Genomic DNA, 17435 nt, shown 5'->3' with positions numbered 1-17435 from the left:
CCTATAATCCCAGTTCATCCGGCGCACATATATGACCGGTAATCGCACTTGCAGCAGCCACTGCAGGGTTGGCTAAATATACTTCTGATTCCACATGACCCATACGTCCAACAAAATTACGGTTGGTGGTAGAGATGCAGCGCTCTCCTGCCGCCAGAATACCCATATAGCCGCCAAGGCACGGTCCGCAGGTTGGTGTGCTGACTACAGCTCCGGCTTCAATAAAGATTTCTAAAAGGCCCTCCCTCATAGACTGCAAATAGATTTCCTGAGTAGCCGGAATCACGATACAGCGTACATTTTTTGCCACTTTATGTCCTTTCATGACAGCGGCTGCTATGCGCATATCATCAAGCCGGCCGTTGGTACAGGAGCCGATTACCGACTGATCTACTTTAATTTCACCAAACGTGCCGATGGTCCTGGTATTTTCAGGAAGGTGGGGGAAAGAAACCGTTGGCTCTAATTTGGATAAGTCAATGGTATAAACTGCCTCATATTCTGCATCCGCATCCGCCTCATAGATTTTATAATCACGCTTTGAATGATCCTTTATGTACTGGATTGCAAGATCATCCACCGGGAAAATACCGTTCTTCCCGCCAGCCTCAATGGCCATGTTGCAAATAGTAAAACGGTCATCCATGGTTAAATTCCTGATACCCTCTCCGGAAAATTCCATTGACTTATATAAAGCACCGTCTACACCGATCATGCCTATGATATGCAAAATAACATCCTTGCCGCTTACCCATTTGGAAGGTTTCCCCACCAGTTCAAACTTAATTGCGGTCGGCACCTTGAACCAGGCCTTTCCTGTTACCATACCTGCCGCCATATCCGTACTGCCTACACCGGTAGAAAAAGCTCCCAGTGCTCCATAGGTACATGTATGGGAGTCCGCTCCAATGACTGCATCTCCTGCAACCACCAGTCCTTTTTCCGGAAGAAGGGCATGTTCGATTCCCATCTGACCTACATCGAAATAATTGGTAATTTCGTGTTTGCCGGCAAAATCACGGCAGCATTTGCAGTTTTCTGCTGATTTAATATCCTTATTTGGAATAAAGTGGTCCATGACCAGGGCAATCTTATCTTTATGAAAAATTGTATCTTTATCAAACTTCTCCATCTCCTTAATGGCAACCGGAGATGTGATATCATTCCCCAATACCAGATCCAGTTCTGCTTCGATCAGCTGGCCTGCCTTTACCTCGGAAAGCCCTGCATGGGCTGCCAATATTTTCTGGGTCATCGTCATTCCCATTGTCTGCGTCCTCCTGTTCATTTATCACTATTACAGTTTAAATTGTAACATCTTTTTCTCGCTTTACATTTTAACACACTTATTGGTATAATAGAAATACATAATACGAATATTTAATATAATAGTTAGTTATAAAATGGTACAAAACGTATCGTTCAATGAGAGGAAGACTTATCATGGATCATAACCTTTCCCAATATAAGATATTTTATGAAGTTGCCAAAGCCGGAAATATCTCAAAAGCTGCTAAAGAGCTTTATATCAGCCAGCCTGCCATCAGTAAATCAATCAGCAAGCTGGAAGACAGCCTGGAGGTGATATTATTTACAAGGAATTCAAGAGGTGTACAGCTCACCGAAGAAGGAAAGCTTCTATATAATCATACAAAAGCAGCTTTTGAAGAATTAAACCGCGGGGAACTGGAACTGAAGCGGGTGAAGGATTTTAATATCGGACACTTGAAAATAGGTGTCAGCAATACTCTTTGCAAGTATATCCTTCTTCCTTATTTAAAGGGATTCATTGAGAAGTATCCTCATATTAAGATTTCCATTGAAAGCCAGTCAACCTCCCATACAATCATTATGCTGGAACAGCAGCGCATTGATCTGGGTCTGATTGCAGAGCCCAGCAGCCGGCGACCTCTTTTGTTTCAGCCGGTTATGGACATCCATGATATTTTCGTGGCTACGAAATCTTATCTGGATAACCTGTATTTAAGAGAAGGACCGGAGGCGGATTTCTTTCAGACAGGAAATATCCTTCTTTTGGATAAGAACAACATGACCAGAAAGTATATTGATGAATATCTGAAAGAAAATCAGATTGTACCAAATCAGCTTTTGGAGGTCACTACCATGGATCTGCTGATCGAATTTGCCAAAATCGGACTGGGGATCGGATGTGTGATCAAGGAATTTGTCCAGGATGAACTGGACCGGGGAGATTTGGTCCAGATTCCCATGGAGACGGCGATTAAGAAGAGAACCGTTGGATTTGCTTATAATCCAAATGGATTATCCACGGCTATGGAGAACTTTTTTAATGCCATGAGAGGAGCCGGCTCATTGCTCAAGTAAATAAAGATCCCGGAAAAAGCAAGTCTTTTTCCGGGATCTTTTATTTAACAGGCCGCCGCCTGCGGCTATAAAACTTAGTTATCAATCAGCTTTCCGCCGTCGTTCCAGCTGTAAAGCTTACGTAGCTCGCTGCCTACCTTTTCCAACTGGTGGGAAGCTTCTTTTTTTCTGACAGCATTAAAGTGAGCGCATCCTACCTGATTCTCAAGCAACCAGTCCTTAGCAAAGTTTCCATTCTGAATATCAGTAAGAACCTGCTTCATCGCCTTCTTGGTCTCATCGGTAACGATCTTTGGTCCTGTGATGTAATCACCGTATTCCGCAGTATTGGAAACAGAATATCTCATGCCTGCGAAGCCGCTTTCAAAAATCAGGTCTACGATCAGCTTCATCTCGTGAATACATTCAAAATAAGCATTCTCAGGAGCATATCCTGCTTCTACCAAGGTTTCAAAGCCAGCCTTCATCAGAGCGCATACGCCTCCGCATAATACTGCCTGCTCACCAAAAAGGTCTGTTTCTGTCTCATCCTTAAAGGTTGTCTCCAGTACGCCGGCTCTTGCGCCGCCCAGGGCTAATGCATAAGCCAGGGCCTTGTCCTTTGCCTTGCCTGTATAATCCTGATGAACAGCAACCAGACATGGGGTTCCTCTGCCTACCAAATATTCATTTCTTACGGTATGGCCGGGTGCCTTTGGTGCGATCATGGTAACATCAACATTCTTAGGAGGAACGATCTGTCCAAAATGAACGGCAAAACCATGGGCAAACATCAGCATGTCCCCATCCTTTAAATTAGGCTCTACAGATTCCTTGTACATAGCAGCCTGCTTCTCATCATTGATTAAGATCATAATGATGTCAGCCTTCTTTGCAGCTTCTGCTGCTGTATAAACGGTTAACCCCTGTGCCTCTGCCTTTGCCCAGGAACTGCTTCCCTCATAAAGTCCTACAACGACATTACATCCAGACTCCTTTAAATTAAGCGCATGGGCATGGCCCTGGCTGCCGTATCCAATAACTGCAATGGTCTTACCTTCCAATAAGGATAAATTGCAATCTTCCTGATAGTAAATCTTTGCCATCTTTTATTTCCTCCTCATATACTGACTCTTGATATATTTTGTTAAAGGAACCATGCCGACGGCTCACTGTCCGCCTTTGGCAATAACCTCTAGCTTACAAATCCTGACTGCCTAAGGCAGATACCGAATATCGTCAGAGCCTCTGGAAAGTCCTGTGAGACCAGTTCTGGCAAGCTCTAATATTTCATAATCTTCAAGCAGGTTAAGAACTGCATCAAGCTTGGACTGATCTCCTGTAAGCATGACGGTTACGGAATCTTTGCCAACATCAACAATGGTGGCTCTGAAAATATCAGCTATGGCACAAATCGCCTGACGCTGGCTGGCATTCGCATGCACCTTGACCAGTATAAGCTCCCTGTAAACAGAATGACCTGGCTTTAATTCTTTGATATCCCTGACATCTTCCAGCTTTCTCAGCTGTTTTTCAATTTGGTCTAAAATCTCCTGATCGCCTGTGGACACCACCGTCATTCTGGAATATCTCTCATCCGCAGTCACACCCACCGTAAGGCTTTCAATATTATAGCCACGGCGGCTGAACAGTCCGGCTACACGGCTCAAAACGCCGGAGGTGTTATCAACCAACAATGATAATACGATTCTCTCCATCCATATCCCCGCCTTTTTGTATAGTAACTTAAATGATAACAATCCAGCATCTTTTTGTCAACTAATTAATAGGAATGTGTATCATAATTTGAGGTTATACCTAAAAATAAAGCAAAGAGGCCCGCGTCTTATCAACGCAGACCTCTTTTTTCTGTTTCTTCTAATCTATGTATTTAATTGCATGTTCTTTCCTTGGCTTGGCCTGGGGGTGTTCCGTATTTCCATACCCAAAGATCCGTCATACAGATACGTTAACACTGCCCGGTCCGCAAGCACCACAATGACCGTCAAAGCTCCATATAAGGAATCAATGTCTGATTCCATGACTTTTGCATTTAACTCTTATTACGGATTCCCCGGATACTCTATAATATAATACTCATAGGCATTTACGACCTTTGTACAGCCATACTGGTCTTCCCTCTTAAAACTCTTACCATAATTGGCATGGACATGTCCATGAAGAAAATATTTGGGAGAATACTTGTCCATCAGTGCTTTAAAACAGGTAAATCCCTGGTGAGGCAGATCGGGTAAGTCGTTGAGTTCAAATGCCGGAGCATGGGTGACAAGAATATCAAAACCTTTGTTCTTCTTAAGCTTCCACCACATCTTTTTGATTCTCCGCTCCATTCCCCGTTCCGTATACTGGTTCGGTGAGCCTGGAATATACTGCATGGAACCGCCCAGGCCCATAATCCGGATTCCCTTGTAGGTTATGATATCATCTTCAATGCAGGTACATCCTTCAGGTGGGCATTCCTCATACCTGCAATCGTGGTTTCCCCGGACATAATAGACCGGGGCATGGGAAAATGTTGCAAAAAACGTAAGATAATTCGCTCGTAGATCTCCACAGGAAATAATTAGATCAATATCCTGCAATTTTTCCGGTGAATAGTATTCATAAAGTGATTTTGACTCATGGTCAGACAGTACCAGGATCTTCACGCTGTTCCTCCATATCCATGTTCTCGTATATTGTCTGTCCCTGGAGACGTACCAGAGACCGAGCCTCTTCCGTAAGCTCATCAAATTCCGGAATCTGTCCTACGACATTTTCTGTCAGCCAGTTCATGGTAGTTATATCTTCCGGAGTAAGACTTTCGTTTTCCCTGCACTGGATTTGTCCGTCCTGAGAATAAATGGTTCCTTCAAAAGGCTGAAAGCTTCCAGCCCGTATGGAATTCCTCAAAAGTGTAATTAACCGGCTGGTTCCGTGAGGCAGATTATGAGAGCAAATGACATCGATCACATCTGCCGACATCCCCCACCAGTAATTGATGGCCTGTTTCCCTTTCATTTCCTTCCTGCCGAAATCTCCATGGCATATAATATTAACAATTCTTTCGTAAAACTTTCCCCAATGCCAGATAGGAGTCGCCAGATTTTTCAGGGTTCCATCAGGGTTCTTCTGGTAAAGTCCATATTCTCTGGTGGGCGTCTGAGGAGTTATCATGTCATCACCTGAAATAAAGGTGACCTTCTCTTTTTCCAACTCCGCGTGAGCATCACGGTCCTTTACCCTTGACCATTCTAAGTACACCTTGGCATAAGGATTGATCATTCTGGCTCCCAGGGCAAAGGCATTGATATTAGCAATGGTGCCGTAGATCGGATAATCAGCAATATATCCGATCTTCTCGGCCTGGGACATGGAAGCTGCCAAAGCGCCCATTAGGAATTTCGATTCATACATTCTTCCATAATAGGTACAGATGGAAGAATAGGACATATTAACGGAACAGTTGAACACCTTTACTTCCGGATGATCGATTGCAGCCTTCACACTTAAATTGATCATCTGGGAGGCCGTAGTAAATATTACGTTGCACCTGGCCCCAATGGCCAGTTCAATGGCATTAGCGATCTCCTGCTCAGAATCTGCATTAAAAAATGCAACCGTTTGTACGGCTCCGTTAAAAGCCTGCTCTAAATACATCCTGCCCAGCTCATGCCCATAAGCCCAGCTGGAAGTTTCTGCTGTTTTTGCATGGATAAATGCAATCTTTAGCATCTCCGGTTCAATGGACTGGAACGGGCGCAGCCAATTAATGAGCTTAAGGGGGCTATTGTCCGATGATTCCTCTATTTCTTCCGGCTGTTCAACCAAAGTGATCTTATTGCCTCTGGAGGCCAGGAGCAGTTCATCCTTCATTCTGACCAAGTCCTTTTTTATCTGCCCTTCAATCCGGTCTTTCACGATTCGGTATCCGAACAGTTCCACGTAAACAAGGAACGCATCCGAACACGTCATATCGTAATCATCGCCGCCAAAGGCATGGAATGCTTTGGAAAAACGGTCATAAGCGGATTTGAAGATGATCCTGTCATCCTCACTCCAAGGCTCTCCCGGATTCTTATTCATTGCCTTTATCAGCTTGTCGTAGCTCCCTTCTTTACTAAACCAGACATCACAGTTAAAGGAAACCTGGTAAAAATCCAGGAATTCATAGTAAAGCCTGTTATCTAAATCATCAGTCCTCTTTGGAATCAGGCGGGTTACAGAGGCAGAGATGCTGAAAGCACCAACATATTTTAAGACGCTGACCCTTTTATTGCCTTCCTGAACATAATACTGGTTCATAAATTCAAAGACTTCAATAGGATCATGGATCCCCTCTTCAATCTGATGGTCATATAAATATGCCCATTTCGCCCCAAATTCCGATTTCTCCGACAATAGAGGCATGAAATTACTGGCAAAGGCGCTGGTGCGTCCCTCCGTTTTCGTACCCACCACCTTTTCCAGAGGAATATCCATGATTCCCAAATTCACTTCTGAAACAATATCCGTATAAGACAGGATCTGATCCAGGACCGGCAGATACGGATATTCTCCCTTTGACACAGAAGCCTGATATCGCCTTCGGCCCCGCTTTAACGCCCCTACGTAATCATATAATGCCATCCATTTTCCCTCCAACATTTTCTAAGGTTATTTTAGCATTAAAACAGCTTTCTGTACAGATTATTCAGGAGGCTTAAAGTGGCACTCTATGAAAGATTTCTCACCTTAAAGTCTCTTTCCAGTTCTCTTTTCTGATCCTTTTTCGCAATGTCATCTCTCTTATCGTATAGCTTTTTACCTCTGGCAAGGCCGATCTCCACTTTCACCAGGCTGCCTTTAAAATATACCTGCAGAGGGACCAGGGTATAGCCCTTTTGAGCAATCTTTGCATCCAGCTTTCCGATCTCAGCCCTGTGAAGCAGCAGCTTTCTGACCCTTAGCGGGTCCTTGTTAAAGATATTCCCTTTTTCATACGGGCTGATGTTCATGCCGCAGACATAAACCTCTCCTTTATCGATTCTCACAAAGGACTCTTTAATGCTGCATTTGCCCATGCGGATGGATTTTACTTCTGTTCCGGCAAGTTCAATACCAGCCTCGAATTTTTCATCTATAAAATAATCGTGATATGCCTTTTTGTTATTGGCAATTAATTTGAAACTCTCTTTCCCCATTTTCATTCCTCCTGTTATTCCTCATCAAAACTCTTCGCCGGAATAAAGTCGATGGTACGCAAAAGCTTATCCGTACCCAATACCATGACCCTGATAGGCTGACCTAGTTTAAAGGTTTTCCTTGTCATTTCACCTACCAGCTCATAATGCTCTTCATCAAAGTGATAATAATCATCCTGGAGCTGATTCACATGGATCAAGCCTTCCACGGTGTTGGAAAGCTCCACATAAAGCCCCCAGTTTGTCACACCGGAAATCACTCCGTCAAACTCTTCCCCAATGTGTTTAGACATATACTCACACTTTTTAAGCTTAATGGTCTCCCGCTCTGCTTCATCGGCTCTCCGCTCCATGGCAGAAGACTGGACGGCTACCTGCTGAAGAATCTTATCGTAATGGCTGATCCTTTTTCCAGCTAAGCCTGACCTTAAATTCTCCTTAATGATTCGGTGGATCTGTAAGTCCGGGTACCTTCTGATTGGAGAAGTAAAGTGAGTATAATATTTAGCCGCCAGGCCAAAATGCCCGGTATTTGACACTGTATATTTAGCCTGCTTCATAGAACGAAGGGCCAGACGGCTGATCAGTGCCTCCTCTGGCGTATCCTCCGCATTGGCAAGCAGCTTCTGTACTTCCTTCGGGTAAACCTCACCATTATGAAAACGGATGGAGTATCCGAAATTATTAATCAAAGTGGCAAGGCTCTTCATCTTTTCCGGATCCGGGTTGTCATGGGTCCGGTAAAGGAAAGGAATCTCCTGCCAGAAATAATCCTCTGCAACTGTCTCATTTGCCATCAGCATAAAATCTTCAATGATTTTAGTTGCTGCATTTCTCTCGTAGGGCTTGATTTCCAAAGGCTTTCCCCGTTCATCAAGAATCACCTTGGTTTCCGGGAAATCAAAATCAATGGAGCCTCTCTTCTTTCTCTTCTCCCGCAGAATATCAGCCAGTTCCTTCATCTGATCAAACATGGAAACAAAGGCTTCGTATTCCTTCATAACCGACTCATCCCGGTCAGAGATAATGGCGTTGACTGCCGTATAGGTCATTCTCCGATCCACGTTTATGATGGTTTCTGCTATCCTGTGTCCCATTACATTACCGTTTTCATCAATGTCCATGATGCAGCTTAAGGCCAGCCGGTCTTCTCCCTGATTTAGGGAACAAATCCCATTTGACAGCTTATGAGGCAGCATGGGAATTACCCGGTCCACAAGATAAACGCTGGTTCCCCGTCTCAATGCTTCCTCATCCAAAGGGCTGTTTTCCGTTACATAATTCGTAACATCAGCGATGTGAACGCCTAAAGTATAGACACGATCTTTTTTAGATATAGTAATAGCATCGTCAAGATCTTTTGCATCTTCTCCATCAATGGTAACTGTCTGTAAATTTCTCAAATCAAGACGGCCCTGCATATCTTTTCCGGTCACTGCATCAGGTACTGCTTCCACCTGCTTCATTACGCTGTCCGGGAATTCCTCCGGAAGTCCATATGCTCTTACAATCGAAAGAATATCCGTGCCAGGGTCATTGACGTGGCCAATTATTTCGGTTATCATCCCTTCCGGTTTACGTTCCGGTCCGCCGAAATCTGTAACTCTAACCACAACCTTATGACCGGTCACGGCTCCCATGTCCTTGCCCTGAGGAATGAACACATCCTTAGAAATCTTCTGGTTGTCCGGAATAACGAAACCAAAATTTTTATTTTTCTGATAGAACCCTATGATCTGCTCATTTGCATGGACAAGCACCTTGATCACATGGCCCTCAGCTCTTTTTCCGTTTCCTGACTTTGATTCTGCAGTAATCAGCACGGTATCACCGTGAAGCGCTCCGCCTGTCTTGTCTTCCGGAATAAAAATATCCTGATCCAGCCCTTCTACCGCTACAAACCCAAAACCCTTAGAGTGTCCGGAAAACACACCGGCAATGGAGCCGATATCTGGCTTACCATATTTTCCTTTTTGTGATATACCAATCTTTCCTTCTGCCAAAAGGGTATCCAGTACCTCTTTTAAATCTTCCCTCTGATCCTTTGGAATGTCAAAGAGAATGGCTAATTCCTTTAATTTCATAGGTGCATAGGCAGGATCATTTATCAGCTGGAGAAGCATGGCTTTTCTTTGCGTTAACTGTTCTTCTGTCATTGTCTTCCTCTCTTGATTTTTATCTATTTTTTAATCATTTCTTTTTTATCGGAAGCAAGAAGCACTTCCGATAATCGTATGGAAGGGCTAAAAATAGCCCTTATATCGAAACTTGCTTTACAAGTTCCGATAAGCCATAATATATTATCTGCACTTTACCAGTAGGTATTACGAAACTTCCCTATAATGCGAAAAAAACACCCTTGTTGCCATATCACAAGAGTGTTTAATCTTTACAGTATATTCAGATTCAGTACCAGCGCCAAAATGAAAAACAGGACTGCACCGTATTTTGTGAATTTCTCCAGTTTTCCTTCCATGGAACGGCCTTTATTTCTGCCCCAGTAGGTATCAGCCATACCGCCGATAGAACCCAGGCCCTGACTCTTTCCTTCCTGTAAAAGGATTATTGCTGATAAAGCAACACATATGATAACAAATATGATTGATAAAATAATCCTGATCACGTTTCCCACCTCCTATAGTCAAACAAAGGATATCATACCATAATTTTTCTGAAAATACAATATATTTTTATATTTTTATATTCAATCATCATGTGCCCTTGTTACATGATGTTTTATAAAGAAGCTCTCCCTGTTTTTCTGACCTTATTATTATAGAAGCGTCTTAATCGCTCACTCACCTTTGATAAGCATTTATCTCTTATCCCCGCAAAACTTTTCATAATATGATTTTCATCGCATCCCTCCTTATTATATCATTATTCTTCATCTTTGGCATCACGCGCCAGGTATGTTATCCCATTGTTCCTATATTCAGACTTTTTCGCTTTTATAAATTTAATTTCCTTTTGCTTTTATAAGGAATTTATAATAACAAAAACTAAGGCATATGAAATAAACAGGTACCTTATGAAATTTTTCTTGACATTTCTATCAGGTACCGTTACAATATATTTAAGGTACCTGATGAATATTCAATTTTAGGAGGTTTATAATATGATGGAAGATAACTTTACAGAACTTTACGAAAAATTTTCAAAGCTGCAATGGCTCTTGCAGCGCCACCATTTACAGAAACATGCGGAACATGGACCCATGGCTGATCCAACCCGCGGGCAAGGCAGGGTTCTGGCGATGCTAAAAATACAATCTGAAATCAGCACAAAAGACCTGTCTTATCTGTTAGGCATCCGGATACAATCTCTTAACGAGCTTCTTAACAAACTGGAGAAAGGCGGTTATATCACCCGCACCCCTTCAGAAGCTGACAGACGCGTCATGTTGGTACAGCTAACGGAAAAAGGAAAGAATGAGCAGCAGCCCCGCCCGAATTTCGAAGATATCTTCAGTTGTCTCAACGAGGAGGAACAAATGGTCTTTGGTGAGTATCTCGACCGCATCACTGAGGTACTTGAAGCCCAGCTTGGTGATGATGAAGATGACGAAAGGCTTGAATGGATGCGCTCTGCACGTGAAAGACTGGGTGATGAAAGGTTTGACATGATGTTTATGCGTGGGGGCAGACATCCTTTTGACCGCAGGGAATGCTTTCATGGCTGTCCAGACAGAAGACCGGGAGGCTCGCACGGCGCCGGACATTTTGAACCGGGCCACAATGATCCAAGGTTCAACGGACACGGTTCCAATTGCTTTGGCAGACATGGTGGCGGCAGGCATATGTCTCCGCTGAATGAAGCTCCTCACATTGACGAAGAATAAGCAACGATATCCTGCTAATAACAGCATAGGCGCTGTCTTTCTGAAAGCCGATTGGCAGCGCTTTATTTTTTTACGCCTTTTTTCAGGCAGAAAGGAGCAATCATGTCTTTTATTATACTTTTTATATATGGCGTAAATCATCTCATTCGCACCATCTTGGGGCAAAAAGATGGGGCGTGCTGGTAATTGGGAATACAGTTTATGCTGATTTTTAATACAGCCAGTTATCGGTTAAAACAGCATGAAAAAGGCAGCGGCCGTAAAAAACGCTGCCTTTTTCATGCTTCTCCAGGCACTACTGTACTTTTTTTCCTTCGGCCGGTCAGTTAGAATATTCCATAACAGCCCGTCCAAATTTTCTATAAAATTCTTCAATGCGCAAAAGTTCATTGTATTTGGAGATGCATTCTCCTCTGCACGGTGCTCCGCTCTTCACATAATCGGCACCGACAGCTGCTGCCATATCCGCCAGGAATGACTCTTCCGTATCCTTTCCATCGCTGGCAATGATCACTTTATGTCCGGCTTTTCTTGCCTTCTCCACCATTTCCAACGCCCCGGTTACAGTCCCCGCCTGTTCCATACGGATGATCGTCGCATTAGCCGCAGCAAAATCATCGGATACCAAAAGCGTACGGTGCTCCAAGAGCTTCATCATTTGTTCTCGTCCTTCCAGATCTTCTTTCCAAAGACCATTTAGGACCGCACAGATGGGAAAGCCGTCCGCCAGCCTCAGATAATAGGCGAGCATATCCTTTTGCGCCCTGTTTATGGAGATTCCACCTTTCCTGCTTTCCTTTGAAAAACAGTAAGTGCCATCTTCTTTCACATACAGACGGTCTGCATCAGCATTGATGGCCACCAGCACGTCTGTCCCCGGCTTATATCCGGTAAGCTTAAAGGAATCCATTAAATAATGCAATGCTTCTTCTGAATTTTTCATATCAGGTTCAAAGCCGCCGCCATCTCCTGTAGAGGTGCTAAAGCCGCTTATGGATAAAAGCCTTTTTAATGTCTGGTAAATCTCCACTCCCATGCGAAGTCCTTCCGAATAGGAATTTGCTCCCTGAGGAACAATCATGATCTCTTGAAAATCAAGACCTTTTTCCCCGCCGCCTCCGCTTATCATACTCATCATGGGAACCGGCATCACAGGAGCCGAGGTTCCGCCCAGATAACGGTAAAGCGGCAGATGAAGTCCTGCCCCCGCTGCTCTTGCAGCCGCCATGGATAAAGCCAGAACACCCTGGTTCCCAACCTCTTCTCCCCGGTTCACTGCTGCCTGGGAAAGCATCCGATCGATTCTTCCCTGGTCTGATGCATCCTCAAACAATATTGTTTCTGAAAGCCAGTCACCCACAAGCTCTGCCTGTTTCTCTGCCCTTCCTGTGTCTCCCAGGGAAACCGTCGCTCTTCCATGAGCACCGTTTTCCAGAATCACTTCAGCTTCTACCCCGGGATACCCCCAGGAATCCCGGACAATTCTTCCTGTTATTTCTATAATATCAAGGCTGTTAAACATCTTTTTGCCTCCTGTCCTTTCTTACATTCTTACCGTAAGGATTGACGGAATTTATCACGTCCATGCAGGCAGAGAGAAAAAAGATGCCAGGAGATTTTTCTTTCATCCTGGCATCTTTCTTTGATGTCATACTTGTAAAACGGCATTTGTTTATGCCCGAAGTTCAATTCCCAATCCTTGTAATCCGTTAAGGATCTTTTTCATTACAGCAAGAACCTCCTGCTCTTCTAAGGTGTGATCGCCTGCGCGGAAGGTGATAGAATAAGCAACAGACTTATATCCTGCTAAAATCTGGGTTCCTTCATAAATATCGAAAAGCTCATAGCTTTCCAGTATCTTTCCTCCCCGTTGTTCGATGATCTCTTCGATCTGTCCGACAAGAATTTCCTTTGGCACCACCATGCTGATATCTCTGGTAACAGCCGGATATTTCGCTATTCCGGTGTATTTTCTGTCAAAGCTTGTAAATGGAATCATGGATGGCATATCGATCACAGCCACATAGGCCCGGTCCCCAATCTTATAGTTGTCAGCCACCTCCGGATGAACTTCTCCCAGATATCCGATGGTTACCCCATCATAAATGATATCTGCCTGTCTTCCTGGATGAAGGAATGTTTTACCACTCTTTGGAACATAATGAGGCCGTTTGTGCATTCCGGTTTTATCAAAGAATTCTTCTATCACACCCTTCATATCAAAGAAATCGCCGTCGCCGTAAAATCCCAGGGTAAACTGCATTCTTTCATCGGGAAGCTCGGTCAATGGAAGCGCCTTTGGAAGATAAATATTGGCCAGCTCATAAAGGCGGACATTCTTATTGCGGCGGTTGTAGTTGGTGGATAAGGAGTTTAACATTCCATGAAGAGGTGATGTCCTCATAACACTGAAATCCTCTCCCAAAGGATTTAATATATTTACGGTCACACGAAGCGGACTGTTCTCCGGGATCAGCAGACGGTCAAATACCCTGGGACTTTCAAAAGAATAGGTCATTCCCTGGGAAAATCCAGAGAATTCCGCCACTTCCCTAGCCACCTCTTCAACTCTTAATTTGTATGACAGTTTGCCGGTCGTTGCCTCACCGGTGGGCAGGGATACGGGGATCTTGTCATATCCAAAGAATCTGGCAACTTCTTCCGCCAGATCCGCCATACAGTCTAAATCCTGACGGAAGGTGGGAATAAGGATTTCATTTGCTGTCTCATCGTATTCCAAATCCAGCTTTTTAAAGTATCCAAGCATTGTTTCCGCTTCGATCTCAGTACCCAGAAGCCGATTCATCTTTTCTGGCTCAAAGGGAAGTCTTTTCCCCTCCCGCTTTTCAGGATATATATCAATCATGCCGCCTACGACTTCTCCTGCACCCAGCTCCTCAATCAGCTGGCACGCGCGGTTAATCGCCTCCTCAGCGTTGTTAGGATCAAGTCCCTTTTCAAATTTACCGGAAGCATCGGTCCTTAATCCGACTTTTTTAGAAGAAAGGCGGATATTGGTTCCATCAAAGCAGGCGCTTTCAAATACCATGGTCTTCACCTCATCGGTAATCTTGGAGTTCTCTCCGCCCATGATACCGGCGATTCCTACAGCCTTTTCTCCGTCGTTGATCATGAGAACGGTGCTGTCAAGCTTTCTTTCCTGTTCGTCAAGGGTCTGGAAGGTATCGCCTTCTCCCGCGCATTTTACAACGATTTCATGATTTGCAAGCAGGTCATAGTCAAAGGCATGCATTGGCTGACCATACTCTTCCATCACATAATTGGTAATATCCACGATATTATTAATCGGACGGATTCCGCATGCTGCAAGTCGTCTCTGCAACCAGGCCGGGGAAGGAGCAAGCTTGATATTTTTCACCATTCTTGCACAATAGCGGGGACAAAGACGGCTATCCTCTACGGAAATCTTTAAATAGTCATGGATATCCTCACTGTTTCCTGTGGCTGTTACCACCGGAGGTACAAAGGGCTTACGGAAGGTAGCCGCCGCTTCTCTTGCAATTCCTATTACACTGTAGCAGTCCACACGATTTGAGGTGATCTCGTATTCAAATACGGAATCACGAAGGCCCAGCACCTCTATGGCATCAGCACCTATTTCCGTATTCTCAGGCAGAATGTAAATCCCGCTTTCCGGTGCATCTGGATACATTTCATTGGAAGAGCCCAGCTCTTCAATGGAGCACATCATGCCGCAGGATTCGATTCCTCTTAGTTTCCCTTTCTTGATCTGGATTCCTTCTTCCGGAAGAGCGCCGCCGTCGTGGCCTCCTGCCACTTTGCCTCCGTCTAATACCACAGGAATTTTATCTCCTGTCTTTACATTGGATGCGCCTGTAACGATCTGTACGGTTTCCGCTCCAACATTGACCTGGCAGATGATCAGTTTATCCGCATCCGGATGACGTTCAATGGATAATATCTGTCCAACAACGATTTTCTCTAAGTTTTTATCCAGACAAACATAGCCCTCAACCTTTGATCCGGTAAGCGTCATAGCATCTGTATATTCCTGGGCCGTTACGTCTAAATCCGGAACGTATGCCTTAATCCATGATAATGGTGTATTCATTGATCTATCTTCCTTTCCTTAAAACTGTTTTAAGAATCTGATGTCGTTCTCATATAATAATCTCATGTCATCAATTTCATATTTTAACAGGGCAATCCGCTCCAATCCAACTCCAAATGCAAAGCCGGAATATTCATTGGGATCGATTCCGCTCATTGTAAGCACATTTGGATGAACCATGCCGCAGCCAAGAATCTCAATCCAACCGGAGCCTTTGCAGAAACGGCAGCCTTTTCCGCCGCATTTGAAACAGGTAACATCCATCTCCGCGCTTGGTTCTGTAAACGGGAAATGGTGCGGACGGAATTTCACTTTTGTCTCAAGGCCAAAAAGCTCTCTGGCAAACTCTGCAAGGGTCCCCTTTAAATCTGCAAATGTTATATTTTTATCAATTACAAGTCCTTCTATCTGGTGGAAGGAAGGGGAATGGGTTGCATCCACCTCATCAGACCGGAATACGCGGCCGGGGGCCAGCATGCGGATCGGCAGCTTGCCTTTTTCCATGGTCCTGACCTGGACCGGTGATGTCTGGCTTCTTAATACGATGTTATCACTGATATAAAAGGTATCCTGTTCGTCTCTTGCCGGATGATTCTTAGGTATATTCAATTTTTCAAAGTTATAGGAATCGTATTCCACTTCCGGCCCTTCAATGACCTCATATCCCATCCCAACGAAGATTCGCTCAACCTCTTCCAGAGCAATGGTATTTGGATGGGTGTGGCCTACCTTATTTCGTCTGCCGGGAAGGGTTACATCAATTACTTCTTTTTTCAGCTGTTCTTCTCTGGCTTTTTTCTGCAGAGCGGATATGGCATCCTCTAATTTCCCCTCGATCACGGCCCGGGCGTCATTTACCATCTGGCCCACCTTTGGCCTGTCTTCCGGAGCAACATCCTTCATACTCTTTAATACACTGGTTAGCTCACCTTTTTTTCCAAGATAAGCAACTTTAATGTCGTTTAGTTTTTCCAGCGCATCGGAAGCTTCAATCTGCTTTAACGCTTCCTGTTTGATTTTTTCCAATTGGTCCTTCATCGTGCTCTCCTTCTTTTCATGATCAAATTTTACTTTTACCGCTATAACAGCGAAATGAACTAAAAAAGCTCCGCCCCAAAAAGGGACGAAGCTATATTCGCGGTACCACCCTGATTCCTGCGTATGACACAGGCACTCGGTATACGTAACGTGTATTGACGTCATGACTTACCCGCCAGACCGGCAGCCAAAGCTGTCGCTGGTTTCAATCATGCTGCTTCGGTGGGAAATTCAATCTCTTATCTGAACTTAAAAGGGCTTACAGCCGATGGCCCTTTCTCTCTGGAAGAAAATTAAGGATTTACTTACACCTTCATTGCATTTGATGTTTTTAATTGTAACGTTACGTACCATTGTAATAACGGATGATCAAAATGTCAAGGATTATTTTGATATGGCTTATATCAGAAGGAAATAAGACGGCCTCTGTCCGTTTTCCTTTCTTAAATCGCATCTTTATAAGCTTCTTCTAAAATTCTTTTAAATTCAAGGAGTATTTCATAGGTTTCAGCCCGTTTTTCCAGATGCTCTATAAAAATATCAATATACTCCTTATCTTCGGCTCTTTTTGTTTTCTCAATCTGAACTTTTTCTTTTTCTTTATTGTAAAAATGGGCCAACGCAATTAAAAGCACACTCTCTGTTAACAATGCGCCCAACAAAATAATATCTAAAAAACTCATTTTTTCCCCCTGTTCTTTAAAACCATAAAATACGGCCAAGATTTTTACACTGTCTTTTACAGAATCAATATCTTAAACCGCCGTCATGTGATCACAAAATTTATCCATACCCCCTCCCCTTATCCGTAAACTGCAAAGGAATTCTTACGGGCCTGAAACAGACCGCCCTCCTGGCTTCCATAATGATTTCAAACATAATCCTACCGCCTTTTATATAGTTATTATAACTAATATCGAACTTTTTAAAGTATATCATAACAGTGAAAAAAAGA

At 43.9% G+C, this 17435-nt stretch carries 15 protein-coding genes and 1 other annotated feature; of the genes, 2 read left to right on the top strand and 13 right to left on the bottom strand.

Features of this window, described 5'->3' with window-relative positions:
* Position 1: 1 nt before the first annotated feature.
* The gene (leuC, locus tag H171_RS07025; protein WP_100304502.1) at positions 2-1267 is read right to left on the bottom strand and encodes a 3-isopropylmalate dehydratase large subunit; all 1266 of its coding nucleotides are present in this window, start codon (positions 1265-1267) and stop codon (positions 2-4) included.
* 176 nt (positions 1268-1443) lie between these two features.
* On the opposite strand from leuC, the gene H171_RS07020 reads away from it, so the two are divergent.
* Complete coding sequence (locus tag H171_RS07020; RefSeq protein ID WP_100304501.1) at positions 1444-2346, top strand: LysR family transcriptional regulator; 903 nt, start codon at positions 1444-1446, stop codon at positions 2344-2346.
* A gap of 74 nt (positions 2347-2420) precedes the next feature.
* Here the strand turns inward: H171_RS07020 and ilvC are convergent, their stop codons facing one another.
* The 8 genes from ilvC to secG all read right to left on the bottom strand — a co-directional run bounded on the left by ilvC (position 2421) and on the right by secG (position 10131).
* Positions 2421-3431, bottom strand: coding sequence for a ketol-acid reductoisomerase (gene ilvC / locus H171_RS07015; RefSeq protein ID WP_025233311.1), 1011 nt, complete (start codon positions 3429-3431; stop codon positions 2421-2423).
* 111 nt (positions 3432-3542) lie between these two features.
* The gene (gene ilvN, locus H171_RS07010) at positions 3543-4043 is read right to left on the bottom strand and encodes an acetolactate synthase small subunit (protein ID WP_100042141.1); all 501 of its coding nucleotides are present in this window, start codon (positions 4041-4043) and stop codon (positions 3543-3545) included.
* A 165-nt stretch (positions 4044-4208) separates the two neighbouring features.
* Entirely contained in the window at positions 4209-4367 is a 159-nt protein-coding gene (locus tag H171_RS24105; protein ID WP_157803130.1) for a hypothetical protein, read from the bottom strand.
* Between the two features lie 21 nt (positions 4368-4388).
* On the bottom strand, positions 4389-4994 hold the full coding sequence (locus H171_RS07005; protein ID WP_100304500.1) for a metallophosphoesterase family protein: 606 nt from the start codon (positions 4992-4994) through the stop codon (positions 4389-4391).
* On the bottom strand, positions 4972-6954 hold the full coding sequence (locus tag H171_RS07000; protein ID WP_100304499.1) for a BMP family ABC transporter substrate-binding protein: 1983 nt from the start codon (positions 6952-6954) through the stop codon (positions 4972-4974). The genes H171_RS07005 and H171_RS07000 overlap by 23 nt, the downstream gene beginning before the upstream one ends.
* A gap of 86 nt (positions 6955-7040) precedes the next feature.
* Positions 7041-7508 carry an SsrA-binding protein SmpB gene (smpB, locus tag H171_RS06995; protein WP_100304498.1) on the bottom strand — a complete coding sequence of 156 codons (468 nt, stop codon included), beginning with the start codon at positions 7506-7508 and terminating at the stop codon, positions 7041-7043.
* Positions 7509-7522: 14 nt separating this feature from the next.
* A complete protein-coding gene (gene rnr / locus H171_RS06990) occupies positions 7523-9631 on the bottom strand; it encodes a ribonuclease R (RefSeq protein ID WP_100307449.1) in 2109 nt (702 codons plus the stop codon).
* Positions 9632-9897: 266 nt separating this feature from the next.
* A complete protein-coding gene (gene secG / locus H171_RS06985; protein ID WP_025233317.1) occupies positions 9898-10131 on the bottom strand; it encodes a preprotein translocase subunit SecG in 234 nt (77 codons plus the stop codon).
* 495 nt (positions 10132-10626) lie between these two features.
* On the opposite strand from secG, the gene H171_RS06980 reads away from it, so the two are divergent.
* Positions 10627-11349, top strand: a complete 723-nt coding sequence (locus H171_RS06980) for a MarR family winged helix-turn-helix transcriptional regulator (protein WP_242976900.1) — start codon at positions 10627-10629, stop codon at positions 11347-11349.
* A gap of 322 nt (positions 11350-11671) precedes the next feature.
* Here the strand turns inward: H171_RS06980 and eno are convergent, their stop codons facing one another.
* The 4 genes from eno to H171_RS06960 form a co-directional block, all read right to left on the bottom strand.
* Complete coding sequence (gene eno / locus H171_RS06975; RefSeq protein ID WP_100304497.1) at positions 11672-12871, bottom strand: phosphopyruvate hydratase family protein; 1200 nt, start codon at positions 12869-12871, stop codon at positions 11672-11674.
* A 150-nt stretch (positions 12872-13021) separates the two neighbouring features.
* Positions 13022-15442 (bottom strand): phenylalanine--tRNA ligase subunit beta, encoded by a 2421-nt coding sequence (pheT, locus tag H171_RS06970; protein ID WP_100304496.1) that lies wholly within the window; start codon positions 15440-15442, stop codon positions 13022-13024.
* A gap of 18 nt (positions 15443-15460) precedes the next feature.
* Entirely contained in the window at positions 15461-16480 is a 1020-nt protein-coding gene (gene pheS, locus H171_RS06965) for a phenylalanine--tRNA ligase subunit alpha (RefSeq protein WP_025233321.1), read from the bottom strand.
* A 78-nt stretch (positions 16481-16558) separates the two neighbouring features.
* Positions 16559-16806: a binding site (T-box leader), on the bottom strand.
* A 117-nt stretch (positions 16807-16923) separates the two neighbouring features.
* On the bottom strand, positions 16924-17163 hold the full coding sequence (locus tag H171_RS06960; protein ID WP_100304495.1) for a hypothetical protein: 240 nt from the start codon (positions 17161-17163) through the stop codon (positions 16924-16926).
* Positions 17164-17435 lie beyond the last annotated feature (272 nt).

The sequence above is a fragment of the [Clostridium] celerecrescens 18A genome, from assembly GCF_002797975.1.
GTDB classification, from domain to species: Bacteria; Bacillota; Clostridia; order Lachnospirales; family Lachnospiraceae; genus Lacrimispora; species Lacrimispora celerecrescens.
Note: the sequence above shows the minus strand (reverse complement) of the source record. Positions and strands in the feature narration are given on the sequence as shown.